Source organism: Mycolicibacterium fluoranthenivorans (assembly GCF_011758805.1).
Taxonomy (GTDB): Bacteria; Actinomycetota; Actinomycetes; order Mycobacteriales; family Mycobacteriaceae; genus Mycobacterium; species Mycobacterium fluoranthenivorans.
Genome location: NZ_JAANOW010000004.1, coordinates 79,497 through 101,485 on the forward strand (window position 1 = coordinate 79,497; position 21,989 = coordinate 101,485).

19 protein-coding genes are annotated in these 21,989 nt (G+C 67.7%); 11 read left to right on the plus strand and 8 right to left on the minus strand.

Annotated features, from left to right (window positions below):
• Window positions 1-2: 2 nt before the first annotated feature.
• Window positions 3-707: a response regulator transcription factor gene (locus FHU31_RS26910; protein ID WP_167164388.1), complete on the minus strand. Its 705-nt coding sequence runs from the start codon at window positions 705-707 to the stop codon at window positions 3-5.
• A 224-nt stretch (window positions 708-931) separates the two neighbouring features.
• Between FHU31_RS26910 and FHU31_RS26915 the strand changes: the two genes are divergently transcribed.
• Window positions 932-1,438, plus strand: a complete 507-nt coding sequence (locus FHU31_RS26915) for a hypothetical protein (RefSeq protein ID WP_167163812.1) — start codon at window positions 932-934, stop codon at window positions 1,436-1,438.
• 54 nt (window positions 1,439-1,492) lie between these two features.
• Here the strand turns inward: FHU31_RS26915 and FHU31_RS26920 are convergent, their stop codons facing one another.
• The gene (locus tag FHU31_RS26920) at window positions 1,493-1,684 is read right to left on the minus strand and encodes a hypothetical protein (RefSeq protein WP_167163814.1); all 192 of its coding nucleotides are present in this window, start codon (window positions 1,682-1,684) and stop codon (window positions 1,493-1,495) included.
• 145 nt (window positions 1,685-1,829) lie between these two features.
• Between FHU31_RS26920 and FHU31_RS26925 the strand changes: the two genes are divergently transcribed.
• Genes FHU31_RS26925 through FHU31_RS26940 form a run of 4 tightly spaced genes read left to right on the plus strand, consistent with a single transcriptional unit; the run spans window position 1,830 to window position 7,234 of the window.
• The gene (locus FHU31_RS26925; RefSeq protein ID WP_167163816.1) at window positions 1,830-2,807 is read left to right on the plus strand and encodes an oligopeptide ABC transporter permease OppB; all 978 of its coding nucleotides are present in this window, start codon (window positions 1,830-1,832) and stop codon (window positions 2,805-2,807) included.
• On the plus strand, window positions 2,804-3,721 hold the full coding sequence (locus tag FHU31_RS26930; protein ID WP_167163818.1) for an oligopeptide ABC transporter permease OppC: 918 nt from the start codon (window positions 2,804-2,806) through the stop codon (window positions 3,719-3,721). The genes FHU31_RS26925 and FHU31_RS26930 overlap by 4 nt, the downstream gene beginning before the upstream one ends.
• On the plus strand, window positions 3,718-5,568 hold the full coding sequence (locus FHU31_RS26935) for an oligopeptide ABC transporter ATP-binding protein OppD (protein WP_167163820.1): 1,851 nt from the start codon (window positions 3,718-3,720) through the stop codon (window positions 5,566-5,568). The genes FHU31_RS26930 and FHU31_RS26935 overlap by 4 nt, the downstream gene beginning before the upstream one ends.
• A complete protein-coding gene (locus FHU31_RS26940) occupies window positions 5,555-7,234 on the plus strand; it encodes an oligopeptide ABC transporter substrate-binding protein OppA (RefSeq protein ID WP_167163822.1) in 1,680 nt (559 codons plus the stop codon). The genes FHU31_RS26935 and FHU31_RS26940 overlap by 14 nt, the downstream gene beginning before the upstream one ends.
• On the opposite strand, the gene FHU31_RS26945 is transcribed toward FHU31_RS26940, so the two are convergent.
• The gene (locus FHU31_RS26945) at window positions 7,221-8,462 is read right to left on the minus strand and encodes an alpha/beta fold hydrolase (RefSeq protein ID WP_167163824.1); all 1,242 of its coding nucleotides are present in this window, start codon (window positions 8,460-8,462) and stop codon (window positions 7,221-7,223) included. The two genes, FHU31_RS26940 and FHU31_RS26945, sit on opposite strands and share 14 nt — an antisense overlap.
• A 90-nt stretch (window positions 8,463-8,552) precedes the next feature.
• On the opposite strand from FHU31_RS26945, the gene FHU31_RS26950 reads away from it, so the two are divergent.
• Window positions 8,553-9,755, plus strand: coding sequence for an acyl-CoA dehydrogenase family protein (locus FHU31_RS26950; RefSeq protein WP_167163826.1), 1,203 nt, complete (start codon window positions 8,553-8,555; stop codon window positions 9,753-9,755).
• 119 nt (window positions 9,756-9,874) lie between these two features.
• On the plus strand, window positions 9,875-11,071 hold the full coding sequence (locus FHU31_RS26955; protein ID WP_167163828.1) for an integrase core domain-containing protein: 1,197 nt from the start codon (window positions 9,875-9,877) through the stop codon (window positions 11,069-11,071).
• A 133-nt stretch (window positions 11,072-11,204) separates the two neighbouring features.
• Here the strand turns inward: FHU31_RS26955 and FHU31_RS26960 are convergent, their stop codons facing one another.
• Together FHU31_RS26960 and FHU31_RS26965 are read right to left on the minus strand one after the other, a co-directional pair.
• On the minus strand, window positions 11,205-13,820 hold the full coding sequence (locus FHU31_RS26960; protein ID WP_167163830.1) for an AAA family ATPase: 2,616 nt from the start codon (window positions 13,818-13,820) through the stop codon (window positions 11,205-11,207).
• The gene (locus FHU31_RS26965) at window positions 13,817-14,962 is read right to left on the minus strand and encodes a metallophosphoesterase family protein (RefSeq protein ID WP_167163832.1); all 1,146 of its coding nucleotides are present in this window, start codon (window positions 14,960-14,962) and stop codon (window positions 13,817-13,819) included. The genes FHU31_RS26960 and FHU31_RS26965 overlap by 4 nt, the downstream gene beginning before the upstream one ends.
• Window positions 14,963-15,041: 79 nt before the next feature.
• On the opposite strand from FHU31_RS26965, the gene FHU31_RS26970 reads away from it, so the two are divergent.
• Window positions 15,042-15,533, plus strand: coding sequence for a SixA phosphatase family protein (locus FHU31_RS26970; RefSeq protein ID WP_167163834.1), 492 nt, complete (start codon window positions 15,042-15,044; stop codon window positions 15,531-15,533).
• Between the two features lie 6 nt (window positions 15,534-15,539).
• On the opposite strand, the gene FHU31_RS26975 is transcribed toward FHU31_RS26970, so the two are convergent.
• Together FHU31_RS26975 and FHU31_RS26980 are read right to left on the minus strand one after the other, a co-directional pair.
• On the minus strand, window positions 15,540-16,085 hold the full coding sequence (locus FHU31_RS26975) for a DUF3558 domain-containing protein (RefSeq protein WP_167163836.1): 546 nt from the start codon (window positions 16,083-16,085) through the stop codon (window positions 15,540-15,542).
• Window positions 16,082-16,672, minus strand: coding sequence for a DUF3558 domain-containing protein (locus FHU31_RS26980; protein ID WP_263988110.1), 591 nt, complete (start codon window positions 16,670-16,672; stop codon window positions 16,082-16,084). Before FHU31_RS26980 ends, FHU31_RS26975 begins: the two co-directional genes overlap by 4 nt.
• A gap of 105 nt (window positions 16,673-16,777) precedes the next feature.
• Here FHU31_RS26980 and FHU31_RS26985 point away from each other — a divergent pair, with 105 nt between their 5' ends.
• Together FHU31_RS26985 and FHU31_RS26990 are read left to right on the plus strand one after the other, a co-directional pair.
• The gene (locus FHU31_RS26985; protein WP_208411485.1) at window positions 16,778-18,502 is read left to right on the plus strand and encodes an ABC transporter ATP-binding protein; all 1,725 of its coding nucleotides are present in this window, start codon (window positions 16,778-16,780) and stop codon (window positions 18,500-18,502) included.
• Window positions 18,499-20,385, plus strand: coding sequence for an ABC transporter ATP-binding protein (locus FHU31_RS26990; protein WP_167163842.1), 1,887 nt, complete (start codon window positions 18,499-18,501; stop codon window positions 20,383-20,385). Before FHU31_RS26985 ends, FHU31_RS26990 begins: the two co-directional genes overlap by 4 nt.
• Window positions 20,386-20,407: 22 nt before the next feature.
• Here FHU31_RS26990 and FHU31_RS26995 read toward each other — a convergent pair whose 3' ends face one another.
• Complete coding sequence (locus FHU31_RS26995) at window positions 20,408-20,944, minus strand: ATP-binding transcription factor AbmR (RefSeq protein WP_167163844.1); 537 nt, start codon at window positions 20,942-20,944, stop codon at window positions 20,408-20,410.
• 190 nt (window positions 20,945-21,134) lie between these two features.
• On the opposite strand from FHU31_RS26995, the gene FHU31_RS27000 reads away from it, so the two are divergent.
• The gene (locus FHU31_RS27000) at window positions 21,135-21,983 is read left to right on the plus strand and encodes an AIM24 family protein (RefSeq protein WP_167163846.1); all 849 of its coding nucleotides are present in this window, start codon (window positions 21,135-21,137) and stop codon (window positions 21,981-21,983) included.
• Window positions 21,984-21,989: the final 6 nt, after the last annotated feature.

Sequence of the window (21,989 nt, forward strand, 5' to 3'; positions counted from 1 at the left end):
CCTCAGCGCGGTGGGCGCAGGACGTAGCCGGCGCCGCGGAGGGTGTGGATCATCGGTTCGCGGCCGCTGTCGATCTTCTTGCGAAGGTAGGACACATACAGTTCGACGATATTGGACCGGCCGCCGAAGTCGTAGCTCCACACGCGGTCCAGGATCTGTGCTTTGCTCAGCACCCGCTTCGCGTTGCGCATCATGAACCGCAGCAGCTCGAACTCGGTCGCGGTCAGCGAGATGGGATCGCCGCCCCGGGTGACCTCATGACTGTCCTCATCGAGCACCAGATCACCCACCACGATCTGCGCACCGCCGGCTTCGTTGGCCACCCCGGTGCGGCGCAGCAGTGCACGCAACCGCAGGACGACCTCTTCCAGGCTGAAGGGTTTGGTGACGTAGTCGTCGCCGCCCGCGGTGAGGCCGGCGATCCGGTCCTCCACCGAGTCCTTGGCGGTGAGCAACAGCAGGGGCAGTCCGGGCTGTTGGTCGCGAAGCTTGCGCAGGACGTCCAGGCCACTCATGTCCGGCAGCATGACGTCGAGCACGACGACGTCGGGCGGGTTCTCCTTGGCGAGTTCGATGGCGCTCGCACCATCGCCGGCGGTCTCGATGTCCCAGCCCTCATAGCGAAGAGCCATCGACACCAGTTCGGCGAGCACCGGCTCGTCGTCGACGACGAGAACGTTGATCGGCTTTCCGTCGGCCCGCCGCATCACGACGCGCGCCGGATCTGACTCGGATCCCGATCCGCTAGACATTCCGCTTGCCTGCCCGTTCGCCAGCCCATTGGTCACCGTGGTCACACTGTTCAGTATTCAAACAAGTCATGGGCTGGCACTGTGCCGTTCCTATGCGCAATCTATGAATATTGCGAGTTCTATCCACAACCGTCTCGCCTCACAGCCTGCACATAGGGATTCCCGTCACAGTGGCGGATATGAGCGAGGAAGAACAACCCTGGGGCCGGCCCCAGGAACAGCGCTGGGGTAAACGCGAGACCATCGCCGCGGTCGGCGTGGCCGTGGTGATCGGCGCCCTGGGCGGCGGGGCGGTCTACGCGGCGACCGACACCGGTGGCCGCGGCGGGGGTTTCGGTGGATTCCCGGGTGGCCCGCCTCCCGGCGCGGAACCGTTCGGCGGGGGTCCGGGCCGGTCCGGGACGGGTCACGTCGCGACGGACCCGGCGGCGCTGCACGGCGAGTTCGTGGTCCCCGACGGCAACGGCGGGTTTCAGACCGACCTCGTCCAGGTGGGCACGGTCACCGCCGTGTCGGCCACGTCGATCACCGCGCGCAGCGACGACGGCTTCACCAGCACGTACGTCATCCCGCCGACAGCGGCAGACAGCAGCGTGCCGTTCACGGTGAACCAGAAGGTGAGCATCCGCGCCACCCGGACCGGTGACACCCGATCGATCACCACGATCGGCGCAGCCGATCACTAGTGCGCGACGGCGAACCCCGAGGGTGTAGCCGTGGGGGTCGCCTCCACCGAGCAGCTACTTGGCGGGGCCCCTGATGGCGGGCACCGCGCGGGCCACCTCTGGCGAGGTCGGCGGAGTCGGCTCCAATGTCGTGGTGACGCCGATCTGCATCGTGTTCGACGCCATCGGCGCACTGGAATGGGCGAACAGCGCGCCGAGCACGCCGATCGCCACCAGGGCGCCCGCGCCGACGGCAGCGGCGAACATTTGAATCTTCCGGGGAGTTGTTGAATTCATGCTGTGAGAGTGAATCCCACGACACTGTGAGAAAGCTGACGCGTGCATGTCAATTCGCCGGTAACGGGCTTGTGGCGCGGTCATCTCCTACCCTGTGCCTCATGCAGGAGGTTCGATGACGCGGTTTCTGGCACGACGCTTGCTCAACTACATCGTGCTGCTGTTGTTGGCGTCCTTCCTGGCGTTCACGCTGGCGTCCCTGACGTTCAGACCGCTGGAGAGTCTGCAGCAGCGCAACCCGCGCCCGCCACAGGCGGTGATCGACGCCAAGGCCGCCGAACTGAATCTCGACCAGCCGATCCCGGCGCGCTATGCCACCTGGCTGGTGGGCACCGTGCACGGCGACTTCGGTAAGACGGTGACCGGTCAACCGGTGAGCGACGAGCTGGGGCGCCGAGTCGGGGTCAGCCTGCGGCTGGTGGTCATCGGCTCGGTCGTCGGCGCGATCCTGGGCGTGGTGGTGGGCGCGTGGGGCGCCATTCGGCAGTACCGGCTCTCGGACCGCGTCATCACCGCGCTGTCGCTACTGATCATCAGCACGCCCACGTTCGTCATCGCCAGCCTGCTGATTCTCGTTGCCCTGCGGGTGAATTCGATTCTGGGTGTGCAGCTTTTCGAGTACACCGGCGAAACCTCGCCCGATGCGATCGGCGGCGGCTGGAATATCTTCGTCGACCGGATCCAGCATCTGGTGCTCCCGACACTGACGCTCGCGCTGGGGTCGATCGCGGGGTTCAGCCGGTATCAGCGCAACGCGATGCTCGACGTCCTCGGCCAGGACTTCATCCGCACCGCCCGGGCCAAGGGTCTGACCCGGCGGCAGGCGCTGGTCAAGCACGGGCTGCGGACGGCGCTCATCCCGATGGCCACCCTGTTCGCCTACGGTGTCGGCGGCCTGGTCACCGGAGCGGTGTTCGTCGAGAAGATCTTCGGCTGGCACGGCATGGGTGAATGGTTCGTCCAGGGGCTGGCCTCGCAGGACACCAATATCATCGTCGCGATGACGGTGTTCTCCGGTGCGACGGTACTGCTGGCCGGGGTCCTGTCCGACGTGATCCTGGCGGCGCTCGATCCCCGGGTTCGAATCCGATGAGCGAACCGATGACGACCACAGCCAAATCCGGTGTGGACGTCCACACCTTCGCGTCCCGGCGCACCCTGGTGTGGCGACGGTTCGTCCGCAACCGGCCCGCCATGGTGGCACTGGTCGTGCTGTGCCTCCTCTTCGTCGGCTGTTATGCGCTGCCCCCACTGCTGCCCTACAGCTACACCGATCTGGACTATTACGCCCTGCAGACCCCGCCGAGCCCGAAGCACTGGTTCGGCACCAACGCCCTGGGCCAGGATCTCTTCGCGCTGACGTTGCGCGGGATGCAGAAGTCGATGCTGATCGGCCTGTGCGTGGCCCTGATCTCGACGTTCATCGCCGCCGTGGTCGGCGCGATCGCCGGCTACTTCGGCGGGTGGCGGGACCGTGCGTTGATGTGGGTCGTCGACTTGTTGTTGGTGGTGCCGAGCTTCCTGCTGATCGCCATCGCCACCAGGAACACCAACGGCTCGGGGGCACTGCTCGTGCTGATCGTGCTGCTGGCCGTCTTCTCCTGGATGATCAGCTCACGCATGGTGCGCGGACTCACCATGAGTCTGCGCGAGCGCGAATTCGTGACCGCAGCAAGGTATATGGGCGTCAGCGACACCCGCATCATCGCCCGGCACGTGCTCCCCAACGTGGCCTCGATCCTGATCATCGACACCACGCTCAACGTCGGCGTCGCCATCCTCGCCGAAACCGGATTGAGCTTCCTCGGGTTCGGCGTGCGCGCCCCCGACGTGTCACTGGGCACCCTGATCGCCGACGGCACCCCGTCGGCCACCACCTTCCCCTGGGTGTTCCTGTTCCCGGCGGGTGTGCTGATCCTGATCGTGATGTGCGCCAACCTCGCCGGGGACGCGTTACGGGATGCGGTGGACCCCGGATCGCGCCGGCCCCGGAGGGGTGCCAAGTGAGCCTGCTGGAGGTCCGCGACCTGACCGTCGCGTTCCCGACCGACACCGAATGGGTGTCCGCGGTGCGCGGGGTGTCCTTCGATATCACCCCGCGTGAAGTCGTGGCCCTGGTGGGTGAATCGGGTGCCGGGAAGTCGGCGAGCGCGATGGCCGTCGTCGGCCTGCTTCCCGAGTACGCCGAGGTGTCCGGCTCGGTGCGCCTGCACGGTGAGGAACTGCTGACCCTCGACGACAACCAGCTGTCGAAGATTCGGGGCCGTTCCATCGGGACGGTGTTCCAGGATCCGATGTCGGCGCTCACACCGGTGTACACCGTCGGCGACCAGATCGCCGAGGCGCTGCGCATCCACCAGCCCGGCCTGGACCGCCGCAAGGCCCGGACCCGGGCGGTCGAACTGCTGGAGTTGGTGGGCATCACCAACCCGGGCCAGCGGGCCCGGGCGTTTCCGCACGAACTGTCCGGCGGCGAACGCCAGCGCGTGGTGATCGCCATCGCGATCGCCAACGATCCGGATCTCATCATCTGCGACGAGCCCACCACCGCCCTGGATGTCACCGTTCAGGCCCAGATCCTGGACCTGCTGCGCACGGCCCGCGATGTCACCGGCGCCGGCGTGCTGATCATCACCCATGATCTGGGGGTGGTCGCCGAGTTCGCCGACCGGGCGCTGGTGATGTATGCCGGCGCGGTGGTCGAAAGCGCTTCGGTGTCAGAGTTTTACGAGAACCGCGCGATGCCCTACACGGCGGGCCTACTCGGCTCGGTACCGCGGCTGGACGCACCCCGCGGCCGGCGACTGGTGCCGATCCTCGGTGCCCCGCCGTCGATGGCCGCGCTGCCCCCGGGATGCCCGTTCGCACCTCGCTGCCCACTGGCCACCGAGGACTGCACCGCCGCCGAACCGCCGCTGCTCCAGATCGGCCCCGGGCACAGCGCGGCATGCATCCACACCGACGAGGTGATGGGCCGTAGCGCGGCCGAGATCTACGGCGTGCGTACCGAACCCGAGAACGCCGAGGCGACGGACACCCCGCCGGTGGTATTGCGGGTCCGCGATCTGGTCAAGACCTATCCCCTGACGAAAGGTGTGTTGCTGCGCCGTCAGGTCGGCGAGGTGCGGGCCGTCGACGGTATCAGCTTCGAACTGCGCGAGGGTCGCACGCTGGGCATCGTCGGTGAATCGGGATCGGGCAAATCGACCACGCTGCACCAGATTCTGGAACTCACCGCGCCGCAGTCGGGTTCGATCGAGGTGCTCGGCACCGACGTCGCGACGCTCGACCGCGGCACCCGGCGGCGCCTGCGCACCGACCTGCAGGTGGTCTTCCAAGACCCGGTCGCCGCCCTGGACCCGCGCCTGCCGGTCTCGGATGTCCTGGCTGAACCATTGTCCGCCAATGGTTTCGACAAGCGAGCTATCGCGACCCGAACGGCCGAACTGCTCACGACGGTCGGATTGCGCCCCGAGGACGCCGGCCGCTACCCCGCCGAGTTCTCCGGCGGGCAGAAACAGCGCATCGGTATCGCCCGGGCGCTGGCGCTGCAGCCCAAGATCCTGGCCCTCGATGAGCCGGTATCGGCGCTGGACGTGTCCATCCAGGCCGGCATCATCAACCTGCTGCTGGATCTGCAACAGCAGTTCGGGCTGTCGTATCTGTTCGTCTCGCACGACCTGTCGGTGGTCAAGCATCTGGCCCACGACGTGGTCGTCATGCATCGGGGTGTCGTTGTCGAACAAGGCCCGGCCGAAGAGGTGCTGACCGCACCGCAGCACGAGTACACCCGGCGGTTACTCGACGCAGTCCCGCAACCGGAGGATAAAGTCGATCGCCATGAAGATCCGTAGCCTGACTTACGGGCTGGCTTCCGTCACTTTCGCCGTCACCCTCGTCCTGTCCGGCTGTTCCAGCGGAGAGCAGAGCATCCCGCCGATCGGCGGTGACGCCACGGTGGGCACCACCAATGACATGAACCCGCAGGATCCCAACACCCTGCAGCAGGGTGGCAACCTGCGACTCGCGCTGCCCTCGATGAGGGCGAACTTCAACCCACTCACCATCGACGGCAACGACGAGACGCAGACCATTCATCGCGCCACCTTGCCGCGTGCCTTCACCATCGCCCCGGATGGTTCGGCGACGGTGAATCCCGACTACTTCACCAGCGTCGAGCTCACCAGCGAGAACCCACAGGTGGTCACCTACACCATCAATCCCAAGGCGGTGTGGAGCGACGGCACGCCGATCACCTGGGAGGACCTCGCCTCGCAGATCCAGGCCACCAACGGCAAGGACAAGCGCTACCTGATTCCGAGTTCGGCGGGCAGTGACCGGGTGGCCTCGGTGACACGCGGTGTCGACGACCGGCAGGCTGTCATCACCTTCGCTCAGCACTACACCGAGTGGAAGGGCATGTTCGCGGGCAACAGCATGCTGCAGCCCAAGAAGATGACCGAGAACCCGGAGGTCTTCAACAAGGGCCAGCTCAACGGGCCCGGTCCGTCGGCCGGGCCGTTCATCATCTCCAATGTGGACCGCACCGCCCAGCGCATCACGCTGACCCGCAATCCGAAATGGTGGGGGGCCACCCCGCGGCTGGACAGCATCACCTACCTGGTGCTCGATGACGCGGCCCGGGTTCCGGCCCTGCAGAACAACACCATCGACGCCACGGGCATCGCGTCCCTCGACGAGCTGCAGATCGTGCGCAACACCCCCGGCATCGCGGTCCGCCGGGCCCCGACACCGCAGTGGTACCACTTCACTTTCAACGGCGCGCCGGGATCGATCCTGGCCGACCCGGCACTGCGCGTGGCGGTCGCCAAGGGTATCGACCGCCAGGCCATCGCCAACATCTCCCAGCGCGGCCTGGTGGACAATCCGACCCCGCTGAACAACCATGTTTTCGTCGCCGGCCAAGAGGGCTACCAGGACAACAGCGCGGTGGTGGCCTTCGACCCGGAGAAGGCCAAGGCCGAGCTGGATGCCCTGGGCTGGAAGATGAACGGCCAGTTCCGTGAGAAGGACGGCCGCCAGTTGACGATCCGCGATGTGTTCTACGACGCCAAGAGCACCCGGCAGATCGCCCAGGTGGCGCAGAACAGCCTGGCCCAGATCGGGGTGAACCTGCAGCTGGAGGCCAAGCCCGGCACCGGCTTTTTCACCGACTGGATCACCGTGGGCAATTTCGATATCGCCCAGTTCGCCTGGGGTGGCGACGCTTTCCCGCTGTCCTCCCTTCAACAGACCTACAAAACCGGCTCCGAGAGCAACTTCGGCAAGATCAGCACTCCCGAGATCGACGCCAAGGTGGACCAGGTACTCGACGAACTGGATGCCGCCAAGGCACGTGACCTGGCCAACGAGGCGGACAAGCTCATCTTCGCGGAAGGGTTCAGCCTGCCGCTGTTCCAGACGCCGGGCAACGTCGCGGTCCGCAGCACGCTGGCCAACTTCGGCGCGGCCGGCCTGGGCGACGTGAACTACACCGCCATCGGATTCATGAAGTCCTGACGCCCTCGACCCAGGGCGGCACCGCGGACTCGGCCAGCGTGGCCGCGGTGAGCGCGGACATCGCAAGGCGCAGAACCGCTTTGGCGGGTAACGCATCGAGTTCGGCGGCACGGTCGGGCAGGATGTCCGCCGCACCCGCGCGCACGGCGGCGACGATCGCCAGGGCCGCCCGCTCACGCACGTCGAGCACACTGTGCCCGGCGCTGGGCAGCTCGACGAGCACCGCACCGGGGATCAGTCCGGCGATCCTGCGGGCCACCGCGGGCGGGGTGACCAGATCGCGGCCACCCGAGATCACGACGGTCGGCCAGCCGAACCGCGGCATCTCGGCAGTCAGATCGAAGGGCTCCCTCTCGAACGCCTCGTGCTCGGGGTTGTGCTCGGCGATACCGACCGACGGGTCCAGCGGCAGACCGTCGGGCACGCCCGCAAAGTTGAGCTCCCGGAAGGCGATCCGATTGACCAGATCCTCCTCGTGCCGAAACGGCGACGCGTGGTGCGGGATCCGGCGCAGCAGATTGAGCCCCGACCAGACCCAGGTCCGCCCACTGGACAGCAGCTCGATCTGCCGGCCTAGCAGCGCCGCCCCGCCATACCCGTACAGCGCGCCTGCCAACTGGCCCGCCGAGTCGGTGAGCACGCCGTCGTCGAACAGCTTGCGCACCTTCGGCGCCAGGCCGGCGGTCTGCGGATCGGTGCCGTCGAGCAGCAGGCCGCGGATCGCCGCGCGCATGTAGTCGATATCGCTCGCGGACAGCAGGGGTGAATCGAGCACCATCTGCGCCACCCGGTGCGGATGGCGCACGCCGAACCCGGCGGCCAGATACGTGCCGTACGAGGTGCCGTACATGATCGCCGAGCCGACCCCGGCGTCATCGAGCACGGCGGCGATATCGTCGACCACCTGCTCGACGGTCATCGCCTCCGGCGGCAGGTCGGCACCCGTGTCGTCGTGCCGCGACAACCCCACCCCGCGGTGCTCGATCATGATCACGTCCAGCCCGGCGACAGCGGCATGCCGGCGCAGCCCCCGGTAGGACGCCACCGAAGCCATCCCCGGACCACCGGGAATGATGATCAGCGGATGCGCCGATTTCAGGCCGGTCCGCACGTAGTACAGGTCGAATTCACCGGGATGGCCGGGGGCGATCGGCCGGCGCACGGCGCGCACACCAGGCAGTGCGGCGAGCTTGGCATGGGCTCGACGGCGCTTGGCGGTCATGGTCATCGTTTCTCATTGTGCCCTGCCGCAGATCTTAGGTTCGCGGTGATCGCAAGCAGTGCGCCCCGGCGGGCCCGCTCAGTACAACTGGTTGACATGACCACCGTGGAACACACCTCCCGAATCCTGCCAGGATCACCCGAATGGACCGAGCTGCTCACCCGCATCGGATCGGGCGCCAAGGACCGAGACCGTAACGACGAGAATCCTTTTGACCAGGTGGCCGCCCTCAAACGGGCCGGCTTCGGCACGCTGCGCGTGCCAACCGAGCTCGGTGGCGCGGGATTGACTGTCCCGCAGCTGTTTTCCGCGGTCATCGATGTCGCACGCGCTGACCCGATTGTTGCCCACATCTTCCGGGCGCACTTCTGGTTCGTCGAGGAGCGGCTGCGCGGTGACGACCGGCGCTGGCTGGACAAGGTCGTCGAGGGCAAGACCTTCGGCAACGCCTTCAGCGAGAAGGGCAGTCTGGCGGTGGGCAGCCTGGTGTTCAACACCCGGCTGCTGCCGGCACCGGGTGGCGGCTTCCACCTCGACGGCGAGAAGTACTACAGCACCGGCACCCTGTTCTCGGACTATCTGACCACCACCGCCACCACCGACCACGACTCGGTGGCCACCGTGGTGGTGCCCGCGGACCGGGCCGGGGTCAAGCTGATCGACGACTGGGACGGCTTCGGCCAGCGCCGCACGGGTACCGGCACCACGACGTTCAGCAGAGTCGCCGTGGCCGCCGACGAGGTGCTCAGCGACACCCCCTACGACGCCGAACCGTCCCCGACCGTGCAGTACGCCTCGCTGCAGCTCTACATCCACGCCATCGTGGCCGGAATCCTGGAGTCCGTCGTCGACGACGGGGTGACGCTGCTGCGGTCACGGGAGCGCAGCTTCAGCCACGCGGTGGCCGAGAAACCCACCGAGGACCCGCTGCTGCAACGTCAGCTCGGCGAGTTGGCCGGCACCGCCTATATCGCGCGGACCGCAGTGCTCGACGCCGCCGCCGCCATCGCGGCAGCCGACGCGTCGGCGGTCAACGGTGTCCCCGACGCCGAACTGGCCGCGGAAGCTCAGCTCAAAGCCGCCAAGGTCAAGGTGCATCTCGATGATGTCGCCCTGGCGGCCGCCACCCGGCTGCTGGAGCTCGGCGGTGCCAGCGCGGCCAGCCGGACCCGCAACCTGGACCGGCACTGGCGCAACATCCGCACCATCACCCTGCACAACCCGGTGGGCCTGAAGGCGCGCGCCATCGGGCAGAACCTGCTGCACGGCACCCCCGTCCCGGCCAACGCCTACTTCTGACCAGCGATTTCGGCGCGCTTACCCGCGGTGACCGCGGTGTTCTGTTCGGGGACATCGCTGACAGTTGTATGTCTCGGGACATCGCTGACACCTGAGTAGGGCGTGGACCAGCATGGTTCATGGCCCAGAAGGTGACGGCGATGGACATCCGGATGGCGGCGGCCCTGGCCGGTCAGATCCCGAACGTGGCTCAGTTCTGCCGTGACCATGACATCAGTCGGGAGACGTTCTACAAGTACCAACGACGCTTCGCGCAGTTGGGGATCGATGGTCTGCAGGAGCAGTCCCGGCGACCGTTGACCAGTCCGGGTCAGACCTCGGCCGAGATGGAGGACCTGATCGTGTTGCGGCGCAAGCAGCTGCTGGAAGCGGGCTGCGATTGCGGGCCTCAGTCGATCGTGTGGTCATTGCAGCGCGACGGCATCACCGGGGTGCCGTCGCGCTCGACGGTGTGGCAGATCCTGACCCGGCGTGGGCAGATCACTGCGCAACCGCAGAAACGCCCGAAGTCGGCGACCAAGCGTTTCTGCTTCGACCGGCCCAATGAATGCTGGCAGTCAGACTGGACGCAGTGGATGTTGGCCGACGGCACACCAGTGGCGATCGCGGGCAGCCTCGATGATCACTCCCGCTATCTGGCCGGGCTGGCCGCAGCCGTCGGCGCCGGCACCGCTGAACTGGTCTGGACGGTGATGCTGGCCGGGATCACCGAGTGCGGGATCCCATCGATGTCGTTGACCGACAACGGGTTCGTCTATACCGGCCGACTGCGTGGTTTCGAAGCGTCTTTCGAAGCCGCGCTGCGCAGTCTGGGCGTGCGCACCATCAACTCCACGCCGTATCACCCGCAGACCTGCGGCAAGATCGAACGATTTTGGCAGACGTTGAAGAAGTGGCTCACCGCTCGCGATCCCGCGGCCACCATCGCCGAACTCAACACCTTGCTCGAGCAGTTCCGCGTCGTCTACAACCACCACAGACCGCACCGAGCACACGGTGGGGCCACCCCCGCCGAGGCGTTCAGCATCGGGGAGAAGGCCCGGCCCGCTGACCGGCCCGTGCCGGCACCGGTCGTTGTCTCCCGTCACACCGTCGGTCAGACATCGGGGTACGTGTTCGTCGCGCCCTACAAGGTCAACGTCGGACTGCGCTGGGCCGGACACGTCTGCGACATCATCCGCGACGGCGAGCACATCACCATCCTCAGCGGCACCACGCTGGTCCGGACCTTCACCGCCGACCCCACACGCCGCTACCAGCGCGGCGACAAAACCACCCGTACCTACCGCACCCGCGAACCCAAACCACCATCATGAGTGTCAGCGATGTCCCGCGACAAAAGTGTCAACGATGTCCCGAGACACCACACCGCGGTGACCGCGGGTAAGCGCGCCGAAATCACCTAGGAGCCCTCATGACCGCACCCGTCGCGGTCTAACGCCGTAGAGCTCACGCGGACAGTTCGATGACGTGCGAGTCGGCGATACCGGCATACCGCTCCGGATCACAGGTCAGCACGATGACCTGACCGTCACCACCCACGGCGTCGAACACCGCGGCCATCTTCGTCAGCCGGTCCGGATCACTGAAGCCCAAGGCGTCGTCGATGACCACCGGCACGGTGTCCTCCTTGGCGACCAGCGAGGCGCACGCCAACCTGGCCACGATACCGATCTGTTCCTTGGCGCCGCCGGACAGCGATTCGTAGCCCACCGTGCGGCCGCCCACGGTACGGCTGCAGATACGCAGCGAGCTGTCGATGTCGACCTCGAAGTCCGCGCCGAAGACCATCCGGCCCAATCGCTCGATCTCGCCGCGAAACGGCTCGATATAGCGCAACCGCGCCGACTCCCGGTGCCGCGCCATGACCGAGCGCAGGAGTTCAGCGGCCCGCGCCCGGCGCTCGATGCGCTGGTGCTCCGAAAAGGCGTGCTCGCGTTCGGATTCGGCTGTGTCGAGGGCACCCTTGCGGCCTTCGGTGCCGTACAGCCGCAGCGCGGTCGCGATATCGGCGAGCGCACTCGCGGCCGCGACCCGGTCCCGCTCTGCCGCGTGCGCGGCGGCGGTGGCCTCGGCCAGTGCGGCGGTGACCAGGTCCGGGTGCGCCGCGGCGAGCTCCGCATCGAGGGTGGCCACGGCGGCGGCCGCGCTCCGCGCGTGTTCGGCATCGGCTTCGGCACGCTGTCGTAGCGCCTCGTCGGTGGCGACCACGCGCTCGCCGGCCAGTCGTTCGGCGGCGGCGGTCAACTCGGCCTGTGCGGTGCCCAGCTTCTCCCGAAGCACACTCGCCGCGACCGTCGCCTCGTTGAGGCGGGTGGCCAGCCGGGCCACCAGGCCGCGTCGTTCCTGGGCGTCACGATCGGCCGCACGGGCCGCCGTCAGCGCCGCGTCGAGTTCGGCCCTGGCCGCATCCAGATCCCCGTCGGGGTACGGCTCGCCCTCGCACAGGACGCGGTGCCGCGTGCGCAGCTGTTCCACCGTCTCGTCACCGGTCAGCGCATCCACCGTGGCGCGCAACCGGTCCCGGGTCGCGGTGCACTCCGCACGCCGCGCATGCAGAGTGCGGGCGGTGGCCGCATCAGCAGCGTCGCATCGGTGCAGCACCTCGGCCAGCGCCTGACGGGCCGCATCGAGCGCGGCGGCGGTGTCCACCGCGTCCGCACCGGGCACCACCCGGGCCGACAGCACCCCGGCGATCTCGATATCGGTCGGTGCGGCGACGCCGGCGGACCACTGCTGCCCGGCCGCGAGCACCGTGGTCCGGTCCCCGGACCGCAGCTCGATATCGGCCAGTGCGACGAGTTCCACGTGGGCGGAGGCGAGTTCGGCCCGGTCGACCGCGCGTTCCACGGCCCGCTCGGCGGCCTCCACCTCGCGCAACAACGCATCGGTGATACTGATGGACGCCAGCTCGGCGCCGACCCGCTCGAGCTCACCGGTGGCGGCGTCGATACGCGCCAGCTTGCCTGCCAGCCGGGCCGCCTCATCGCGGGCAGCCAGCGCGGCCACCGCACCCCGGGCAGCCTCCACACGCGTCCGAGTGCCCTCAGCCGCGGCCTCGCCGGCGATCGCCGACTGTTCGGCGGCCGCGTGCTCGTCCCGGGCTGCCGCCTGGGCGCGCGCGGACTCCGCCGCGACAGAGATCAATTCCGCAGCAGCAAAAGATCTTTCGTCGATCTCACCGCGAAGGCGATCCCGCTCGGCGACCGCAGCCGCGGAGCCGCCGCGCTTGGCTTCGGCCGCCGCGGCGACCAGAGCCGCCTTGTCCCGCTCGGCGGTGAGCCGCTCGACGGCGGCCGCCACCTCCCGCGCCTGCGCCAGCCGCACCTGGGCGGCGTCGCGTTGCGCGGCAAGCTCGGCCACGGTGGTCGTCAGTACCGCGTGGCGGTTGACCGCGTCGTCGACCTCGGCCACCGCGGCGGCACGGGCGGCCACCTCCGCGTCGGCGTCCCGCAACCGCTGGATGGCCGCAGCCCACACGCCGGTCGGGCGGCCGGTCTGGGTGAAATAGGTCAGGTACTCGGCGTCGATGCGGTCGATCAGCAGCGGATCGGAATCTGTGCCGCCGGTGGTGTCCCCGGCTCCGGCGGCCACGTCGAGCGCGCGCGAGAGCGCATCACAGCCGGACAGATCCACCGGCGCGGTGGCGGTCGCCTGCAGTACCCGCTGCGCCTGCCACAGCGCCGTGTCCACAGTCTCGTCCAGCATGGCCAACACGCGTTCGTGCGCCTCGTCACCGGTGAGCTGCTCACGGCGCGGGGACAGCACGGTCAGCTCGGTCTCGGCACGCTTGTGGAACCGCTTGCGATAGACGAAACGGTAAGGACCGGTGGAAATTTCGGCGATGACCTCCGAACCCACATCGGCGTGGGTGGGCTTGACCGCCTTGACCTCTTTCTTGGTGGAGCGGTCCTTGGACATCAACAACAGGTCGAGCGCCTCGATCATCGAGGACTTGCCGATCTCGTTGGCACCGCTGATCACCACGACACCGCGGTCGGGGAAATCGATATCGCGGTGGGCCACCCCACGGTAGTTGGTCAGTGTCAGGCGGTGCAGTTTCATGCGACCCGTCCTTCGGCGAGCCGCAGCAGCAGCCCGAGGGCCGAGCGGGCATCGTCGGCGTCGGCACCGTCGGCCCGTGCGGTGGCCATCAACTCCTGCACCGCGCCGGCGGCGAAACCGCCGATCGACAGATCGTCGAACTCACCGTCGGCGGGGATCACCGCGATATCGGTGTGCCGCTCCCACAACCGCAGCGAGGCGAACAACCTCGCGTACCGGTCCAGGCAGGCATCCAGCTTCGCCTTGTCGGTGACGGTGAGCGAACCCTTGAGCACCAATCGCACGACGGTGCGGTCCTTGTCCGGCAACTGGTCCAGGTTGATGTCCAGAGTGGCGATATCGCGGTCGTCGTCCACCTCGTGGCGCAGGGTGATGAATCGCCACCGACCGAGATGCCGCGCGCTCACCTGCACCTGCGACTCGTCGAGATCGACGATGAGCACATGCCCCGGATCGGATTCCACGTCGTCGTAGTTGGTGACCTCCGGAGAGCCGGAGTACCAGATGCGTCCCGTGTCACCGACCCGGGTGCGGGAGTGCTTGTCCCCCAACGCGACATAGTGCACCGCGCCACGCTCGAGTGCGTCGTTCAGAGCGGCCAGCCGAATCAGCGACGGCTTGGCCGGGTCCGGGTCCAGCACGTCCACGCCGCCGTGCGCGACGAGCACCCGCAGCGTCCCGTCAGCGGGCAGCGATTGCAGCACCGCGCCGGCCAGATCGGTGGTCGGCGCCTTGGACCGCCATGGCGCGGCCACGATCTCCAGACCGGGACGGACCTCAAAGACGCCGTCGCGGTCCAGCACGGTGACATTGTCGGGCCGTTCCGCGAGGAACAGGGCGCTGGTGTAGACCGAGCCGGCGTCCAGCGGGTCGTGGTTGCCCGGCAGTAGGTAGACCGGAACCCCGATGGCGCGCATGGCTTCCAGCGATTTGCTGACCTCGGCGGGCGCGAGCTGGTTGTGCTCGAACACGTCACCGGCCACCACCACGAACTCGGCCCCGGTCTCGGCGGCCAGCGCACCGAGCCCCGCCACGGCCTCCCGACGGGCTGCGGAGTAGCGCGGCTGTGCTTCCGAGCCACCGGCTCCGAGGAAGTGCCGCGTCATACCGAGCTGCCAGTCGGCGGTGTGGAGGAAACGCATGACGGGAAGTCTAGGTTCGACCGCCGACAAGTCCCGGGATGCGCATCGGCTCGCCGTCGGGGAACCGTACGGTGGCTCTATGCGAACCCTCATCTTGTTGCGGCATGGCAAGTCGGACTATCCGACCGGAGTGTCCGACCACGACCGTCCGCTGGCCCCGCGCGGCATTCGGGAGAGCGCACTGGCCGGGGACTGGCTGCGCGAGCACGCACCCCGGATCGACGCGGTGCTGTGTTCCACCGCGACGCGGACGCGGCAGACGCTGGCCCGCACCGGCATCGACGCACCGGTGACGTTCGTCGACCGCCTCTACGACTCCAGCCCGGGCATCGTCCTTGCCGAGATCAACGAGGTCGCAGAAGAAACCGGCACCCTGCTGGTCGTCGGGCACGAGCCCGTGCTGTCCGCGCTGGCCTTGGGGCTGGCCGGGGCGGCCAGCTCCGCGGAGGCCGTCGAGACCATCGAGCAGAAGTTCCCCACGTCGGCAATCGCGGTACTGCAGGTCCAAACTCCGTGGAGTGCGCTGGAACTGGGCGGCGCCCAGCTGGTCACCGTCCACATACCCCGGTAACGGTGGTCAGGAGCTGGTGGCCAGCGTCAGTTCCATCAGCTTCAGCGCCATCGAGCAGGCGTCGATACCCGGCGTCTGTGGGTTCACCCACCAGCCGACCACCCCGCTGGCATCGCTGGCGACCCCGCAGGCGCCGTTGGCCGCCGGGTTCTTCATCACGATGGACGGCACACCGGCCACCGCGCGGTTCTCGACCTGGTACTTCAGCTTGTCCGCGACCTGCTTCTCGTTGTCCAGGCTGCCCTGCTCGAACCAGAACCGGGTGATGTCGATCAGGCCCGCAGGGTTGGCGGCCTGCCAGCGGCACACCGCACCGACGAAGGTGCTCTGGATGTCCAGCGGATCCGCCCCGACCGTCTTGGCCAGGATGTCCTCGGTGAGGACATCGCATTCCTTCAGCAGGTTCGGGTAGGTCTTCTGCGAATCGTTGTTGCGCGGCACATCGCCCGAACCGGCCTTCACCGCCGTCCCGTCCACCGTCGAGGAGCAACCGGCCAGCAACGCGACCGCTGAAGCCATAGTGGCCAGCGCAGTGAAAACCCGGCGGCTCATTTGGCGTTCACAATCGATTGCCGGGTCAGTTCCTTGGCCACATCGCACGGGTCGGGATACGGCTTCTCGGCGAAGCTGACGGACCACTCGATGAAGTCGTCGTCGAACTGGATGCCGATCTCACACAAGCTCTTGCCCAGCACGGGGTCCTCCCCGACCGCGATGAAACCGTTGCGTCCCTCGATGGTGATGTCGTCGACGCTGGCGCGGGACAGTTCCTCGGTCTTGCGCTCGCGACCGATGGGGCTGCCACGGAAGCTGGTGAAGGAGAAGTGCGGGCCGACGATGCCGCCACCGGCCAGCCACTGGCACCCCACCGAATTGCGTGCGGTGTTGACCAGACCGGTCACCTTGGTCAACTGCGCAACCGTCTGGTCGCTGATGCCGCCGCACTCGGGGAAGATCGGACCGTGCTTGGCCTGCGGCGCCGACGCCGTACTGGAGGGCACCTGGGGCGAGCTCGGGCTGTCCGAGTTCGAGCAGGCGGCAACCAACGGGAGCGCGGCGGCCGCGGCGGTCACAAGGACCAATGTCTTCGCGGAACCGCTGAATCGGCGGTGGCCTCGTCTGGGCGTCACGACATGCACTGTAGCGGCAGCCTGGCGCAGAACCACTGACATGCGCACTGACCTGCCTTTTCGTGTCCCATGCCGAAGATCGGCGAACACAGGGCGGTATGCGACAGTAACCAGATGCTCCTGGCGTTGCTGCGACGGTACGTGCGGCCCTACCGCGGGTTGCTCATCGTCGTGGCGACGCTTCAGGTGATCAGCACCCTCGCGTCGCTGTATCTGCCGACGATCAACGCCGACATCATCGATCAGGGTGTGGCCAAGGGCGACACCCCGGCGATCGTCCGCCTCGGCGGCGTGATGCTCGGGGTGACCGCCCTGCAGGTGGTGTGCGCGGTGGGCGCCGTGTTCTTCGGCTCCCGGGCCAGTGTCGGCTTCGGCCGCGACCTGCGGTCGTCGATCTTTCGCCATGTGCTCGGCTTCTCGTCGACCGAGACGGCCCGGTTCGGCGCCCCGACGTTGCTGACCCGGACCACCAATGACGTCCAGCAGATCCAGCTGCTGGTGCAGATGACCTCCACCATGCTCATCACCGCACCGATCATGGGTGTCGGCGGTATCGCGATGGCGGTGCACCAGGACGCCGGCCTGTCCTGGCTGCTGCTGATCAGTGTGCCGGTGCTGGCGCTGGCCAACTATCTCGTGATCAGGCATCTGCTGCCGATCTTCCGCTCCATGCAACGCCTCATCGACGGGATCAACCGGGTGCTGCGCGAGCAGCTGGCCGGTATCCGGGTGGTGCGGGCCTTCGCCCGGGAATCGCTGGAGCGCAGCAGGTTCGACGAGGCCAACCGCGCGCTGGCGGACACCGCGATCACCGCCGGACGGTGGCAGGCCGTGATGCTGCCGGTGACCACCCTGGTGATCAACGTGTCCAGCGTCGCGCTGATCTGGTTCGGCGGGCACCGCATCGACGCCGGGCAGATGCAGGTCGGTTCGCTGATCGCGTTCCTGGCCTATTTCATGCAGATCCTGATGGCCGTACTGCTGGCCACCCTGCTGCTGGTGCTGTTGCCCCGCGCGTCGGCATGCGCGGAACGCATCACCGAGGTGTTGGGCGCCCACCCGCAGATCACCGATCCCGCGCATCCGGTGCGCGTCGACGCGCTCCGCGGCGAGGTCACGTTGCGCGGAGCCACCTTCAGCTACCCGGGCGCGGACCGACCTGTCGTGCAGGGGGTTTCGCTGACCGCCCGGCCGGGCACCGTGACGGCCATCGTCGGCAGCACCGGATCGGGCAAATCGACACTGGTGTCGCTCATCGCCCGCCAGTACGACGTCACCGCCGGCGCGGTGCTGGTCGACGGGCTCGACATCCGGGACTACGGCACCGAAACCCTGTGGTCGGCAATCGGGTTGGTGCCTCAGCGCGGCTACCTTTTCACCGGGACGATCGCCGACAACCTGCGCTATGGGCGCAGTGACGCCACCGAGGACGATATGTGGGCCGCGTTGCGGGTCGCCGCCGCCGACGATTTCGTCCGGGCCGACCCCGACGGCCTGCAGATGCGGGTCGCCCAGGGCGGCATCAACTTCTCCGGCGGTCAGCGGCAGCGGCTGGCCATCGCGCGGGCGGTGATCCGGCGGCCCTCGGTGTACCTGTTCGACGATGCCTTCTCCGCGCTGGACGTACGCACCGATGCACGGGTGCGTGCGGCGCTGCGCGAAGCGTCGGCGGACGCGACGGTGATCATCGTGTCGCAACGGATTTCCACCGTGGCCGGTGCCGATCAGGTGATCGTCATCGATGCCGGACGGGTGGTCGGTACGGGCACGCACTCCTCGCTGCTGCGGGACTGCCCGCCCTACGCCGAGTTCGTCGACTCCCAGTCGGTGACCGCATGACCAGACCCGTGCGCGGGATGCCGCAACCACCGGCCGCCCGGTCCAGGGATTTCACGGGTTCCGCGATCCGCTTGGTGACGAGACTGACACCGCTGCGCGGGATGACAGCGGCGGTGATCGCGCTGGGCGTGTGTGGGATCGCGATCGGGGTGATCGGCCCGCGGATTCTGGGCCACGCCACCGACCTGCTGTTCAACGGGGTCATCGGGCGTCGACTGCCCGCCGGGATCAGCAAGGAACAGGCGATCGAGGCGGCCCGGGCCAGGGGTGACAACACGTTCGCCGACCTGCTCTCGGGCATGAACGTGATACCCGGCCACGGTGTCGACTTCGGCGCGGTGGGGCGCACCCTGCTGCTCGCACTGGGACTGTATCTCGTTGCCGCCCTGATGGTCTGGGTCCAGGCCAGGATTCTCAACGTCGTCGTGCAACGAACCATCGCCACGCTGCGCACCGATATCGAGAACAAGGTGCACCGGCTGCCGCTGTCCTATGTGGATGCCCGTCAGCGCGGTGAACTGCTCAGCCGGGTGACCAATGACGTCGACAATGTGCAGTCCTCGCTGGCGATGTCGATCAGTCAGTTGCTCACCGCGGCGCTGACGGTCATCGCCGTGCTGGTGATGATGCTGACCATCTCACCGCTGCTGGCCCTGCTGACCGTGCTGACGGTGCCGCTGTCGCTGCTGGCAACGCGGGCCATCACCCGCCGTTCGCAGAAACTGTTCGTCGCGCAGTGGACGAACACCGGCCGGCTCAACGCCCACATCGAGGAAACCTACAGCGGTTTCACCATCGTCAAGACCTACGGCCACCGCGACCACGCCAGCGCGCAGTTCGCCGAGTTCAACGACGATGTCTACCGCTCCAGCACCGGCGCACAGTTCCTGTCCGGCCTCGTGGGGCCGGCCACCACGTTCATCGGCAACCTCAGTTATGTGGCCGTGGCGGTGGTCGGCGGCGTCCAGGTGGCGACCGGCCAGATCACCCTGGGCAGTATCCAGGCGTTCATCCAGTACGTGCGCCAGTTCAACCAGCCGCTGACCCAGGTGGCCGCCATGTACAACACCCTGCAGTCCGGGATCGCGAGCGCAGAGCGGATCTTCGATGTCCTGGATGCCCCCGAGGAGGCTCCCGATCCCCCGCCTCTGCCGGTGACACCCACCACCGGGCGGGTGGAATTCGACCGGGTCACCTTCGGCTACCGGCCCGGCACCCCGGTGCTGCACGACCTCTCGCTGGTCGCCGAGCCCGGGACCACCGTCGCCATCGTCGGGCCGACCGGCGCGGGCAAGACCACCCTGGTGAACCTGCTGATGCGGTTCTACGACGTGGACTCGGGCCGGATCCTGCTGGATGGCACCGATATCACGTCGATGCCACGGGCGGTGCTGCGCTCGCGGATCGGCATGGTGCTGCAGGACACCTGGCTGTTCGGCGCCAGTATCTACGACAACATCGCCTACGGCCGCCCCGGCGCCGGGCCGGACGAGGTGCACGACGCCGCCCGCGCCGCTTTTGTCGACCGGTTCGTGGCCGGCCTGCCCGACGGCTACGACACCAGGGTCGGCGACGACGGTGGCCGTCTCAGCGTCGGCGAGAAACAGCTGATCACCATCGCACGCGCGGTGCTGGCCCGCCCGCAGCTGCTGATTCTCGACGAGGCGACCAGCTCCGTGGACACCCGGACCGAACTGCTCATCCAGCAGGCACTGGCCGAGTTGCGCAGGGACCGGACCAGTTTCATCATCGCCCACCGGCTGTCGACCATCCGCGATGCCGACCGGATCGTGGTGATCGAGGACGGCCGCATCGTGGAGCAGGGCACGCATGCCGACCTGCTGGACCGCCGCGGCGAGTACTGGACACTGAGTCAGATGTAGCCCCCGGTGGCTGCCACCAGGGCTAGAGCCCCGGTCCCTCGGCCCGCAGATCGTCCACCGCCGTCATCGCCGCACGCAGCTTGGACAGCCATTCGTCGGTGTGCTCACCGACCAGACGTACCGACCAGGCCAGCGCGTCGGAACGGGACCGGGCCACGCCGGCGTCGACCAGGGTGTCCAGTACCTGACGCTCGGGCTGGCGCAGCCGCGTCATGACCGGTACCGCCAAGTGGGTGAACAGGATTCGCTCCTCGCCGGCCCGGACGCCCCAGGAGACCTTGCGCCCGAAGCGATCCTGCGCCTCGTCGGCGATCCGCATGCGTTCACCGCGGGTCTCCTCGCGGAACTTCGCGGCGCGGCCCGACAGGCGCGATGTGCTCTCCTCGCCGTCGGTATCGGGCAACCGGCCGATGACGGTGATCTCCTCGCGGTCGACCACGACGTCCGGATCGCCGTCGAACCAGCCGTCGGGCAGCCGTCCGGCGAACCAGTCGGCGGCTTCCGCGGCGTCGCGCGGGGCACGGTGCCCGTGATCTCGATGATGATGATGTGTCCTCATGATTACATGATTACACCGTTACAAACGGTTGTGGGCGCAGTTCACCGACGGTGAACAGCACGGCTACCCGGCACCGGCCAGGGCACGCTTGGCCCGCACCCGATCGAGCTCGTCTCCTGCCATCAACAAAGAACGCCAGCCTAAGGTGGCTCTAGCACGTGCCGAATTCTGGGGAATTTGAGGAGATACGGTGAGTGGTCAGTGGCTCAGAGATCCCGAAGGCCGGTTCGAATACCGGTGGTGGGACGGACAGAAGTGGACCGATCAGGTCTCACATCAAGGACAGGTGCACGCCGCACCGTTGGGCGCGCCGCCCGTGCAGCAGCAGCCGGCACCACCGCAGCCGGTGACGCCCTCGGCCGGCGACGGATTCACCGGCATCACCGGCGATCTGGTCGACGGACGGTTCAGCGAGAAGGAATCGGCCGCCGTCGCCAACCAGAACAAGAAGTTGCTCCGCGTACGCGTCGGTGAACCGTTCCTGGCTCGCCAAGGTGCGATGGTGGCCTACCAGGGCACTGTCGAGTTCAACTACGAGGGCGGCGGCGCCGGGAAGTTCCTCAAGAAGGCACTGACCGGTGAGGGTCTGCCCTTGATGCGGGTCGCCGGCCAGGGCGATGTGTTCCTCGCCGAGCAGTCCTTCGACGTGCACCTGCTGCATCTGAACAACTCCGGCTTGTCGATCAGCGGCAAGAACGTGCTGGCCTTCTCATCGAGCCTGGACTGGAACATCGAGCGGGTCAAAGGCGGCAGCATCGCCACCGGCGGCCTGTTCAACACGACACTCCGCGGCACCGGCTGGGTGGCCCTGACCACCGATGGGCCACCGGTGGTGCTCAATGCCGCCGAAGCGCCGACCTTCGCCGACACCAATGCGGTGGTGGCCTGGTCGGCCAACCTGCAGACCTCGCTGAAAACCAGCTTCAAGGCGAGTGCGCTGATCGGGCGCGGCTCCGGCGAGGCGCTGCAGGTGGCTTTCGCCGGTCAGGGCTTCGTGATCGTCCAGCCGTCGGAGGGCGTCACCGTCCCGGTTCAGTGACCGGTC

Bases quoted from the DNA above. Each gene is read 5' to 3' on its own strand.
- FHU31_RS26910 (WP_167164388.1), bottom strand. From the start codon at position 707: ATGCGGCGGGCCGACGGAAAGCCGATCAACGTTCTCGTCGTCGACGAC.
- FHU31_RS26915 (WP_167163812.1), top strand. From the start codon at position 932: ATGAGCGAGGAAGAACAACCCTGGGGCCGGCCCCAGGAACAGCGCTGG.
- FHU31_RS26920 (WP_167163814.1), bottom strand. From the start codon at position 1,684: ATGTTCGCCGCTGCCGTCGGCGCGGGCGCCCTGGTGGCGATCGGCGTG.
- FHU31_RS26925 (WP_167163816.1), top strand. From the start codon at position 1,830: ATGACGCGGTTTCTGGCACGACGCTTGCTCAACTACATCGTGCTGCTG.
- FHU31_RS26930 (WP_167163818.1), top strand. From the start codon at position 2,804: ATGAGCGAACCGATGACGACCACAGCCAAATCCGGTGTGGACGTCCAC.
- FHU31_RS26940 (WP_167163822.1), top strand. From the start codon at position 5,555: ATGAAGATCCGTAGCCTGACTTACGGGCTGGCTTCCGTCACTTTCGCC.
- FHU31_RS26945 (WP_167163824.1), bottom strand. From the start codon at position 8,462: ATGACCATGACCGCCAAGCGCCGTCGAGCCCATGCCAAGCTCGCCGCA.
- FHU31_RS26950 (WP_167163826.1), top strand. From the start codon at position 8,553: ATGACCACCGTGGAACACACCTCCCGAATCCTGCCAGGATCACCCGAA.
- FHU31_RS26955 (WP_167163828.1), top strand. From the start codon at position 9,875: ATGGCCCAGAAGGTGACGGCGATGGACATCCGGATGGCGGCGGCCCTG.
- FHU31_RS26960 (WP_167163830.1), bottom strand. From the start codon at position 13,820: ATGAAACTGCACCGCCTGACACTGACCAACTACCGTGGGGTGGCCCAC.
- FHU31_RS26965 (WP_167163832.1), bottom strand. From the start codon at position 14,962: ATGCGTTTCCTCCACACCGCCGACTGGCAGCTCGGTATGACGCGGCAC.
- FHU31_RS26970 (WP_167163834.1), top strand. From the start codon at position 15,042: ATGCGAACCCTCATCTTGTTGCGGCATGGCAAGTCGGACTATCCGACC.
- FHU31_RS26975 (WP_167163836.1), bottom strand. From the start codon at position 16,085: ATGAGCCGCCGGGTTTTCACTGCGCTGGCCACTATGGCTTCAGCGGTC.
- FHU31_RS26985 (WP_208411485.1), top strand. From the start codon at position 16,778: ATGCTCCTGGCGTTGCTGCGACGGTACGTGCGGCCCTACCGCGGGTTG.
- FHU31_RS26990 (WP_167163842.1), top strand. From the start codon at position 18,499: ATGACCAGACCCGTGCGCGGGATGCCGCAACCACCGGCCGCCCGGTCC.
- FHU31_RS26995 (WP_167163844.1), bottom strand. From the start codon at position 20,944: ATGAGGACACATCATCATCATCGAGATCACGGGCACCGTGCCCCGCGC.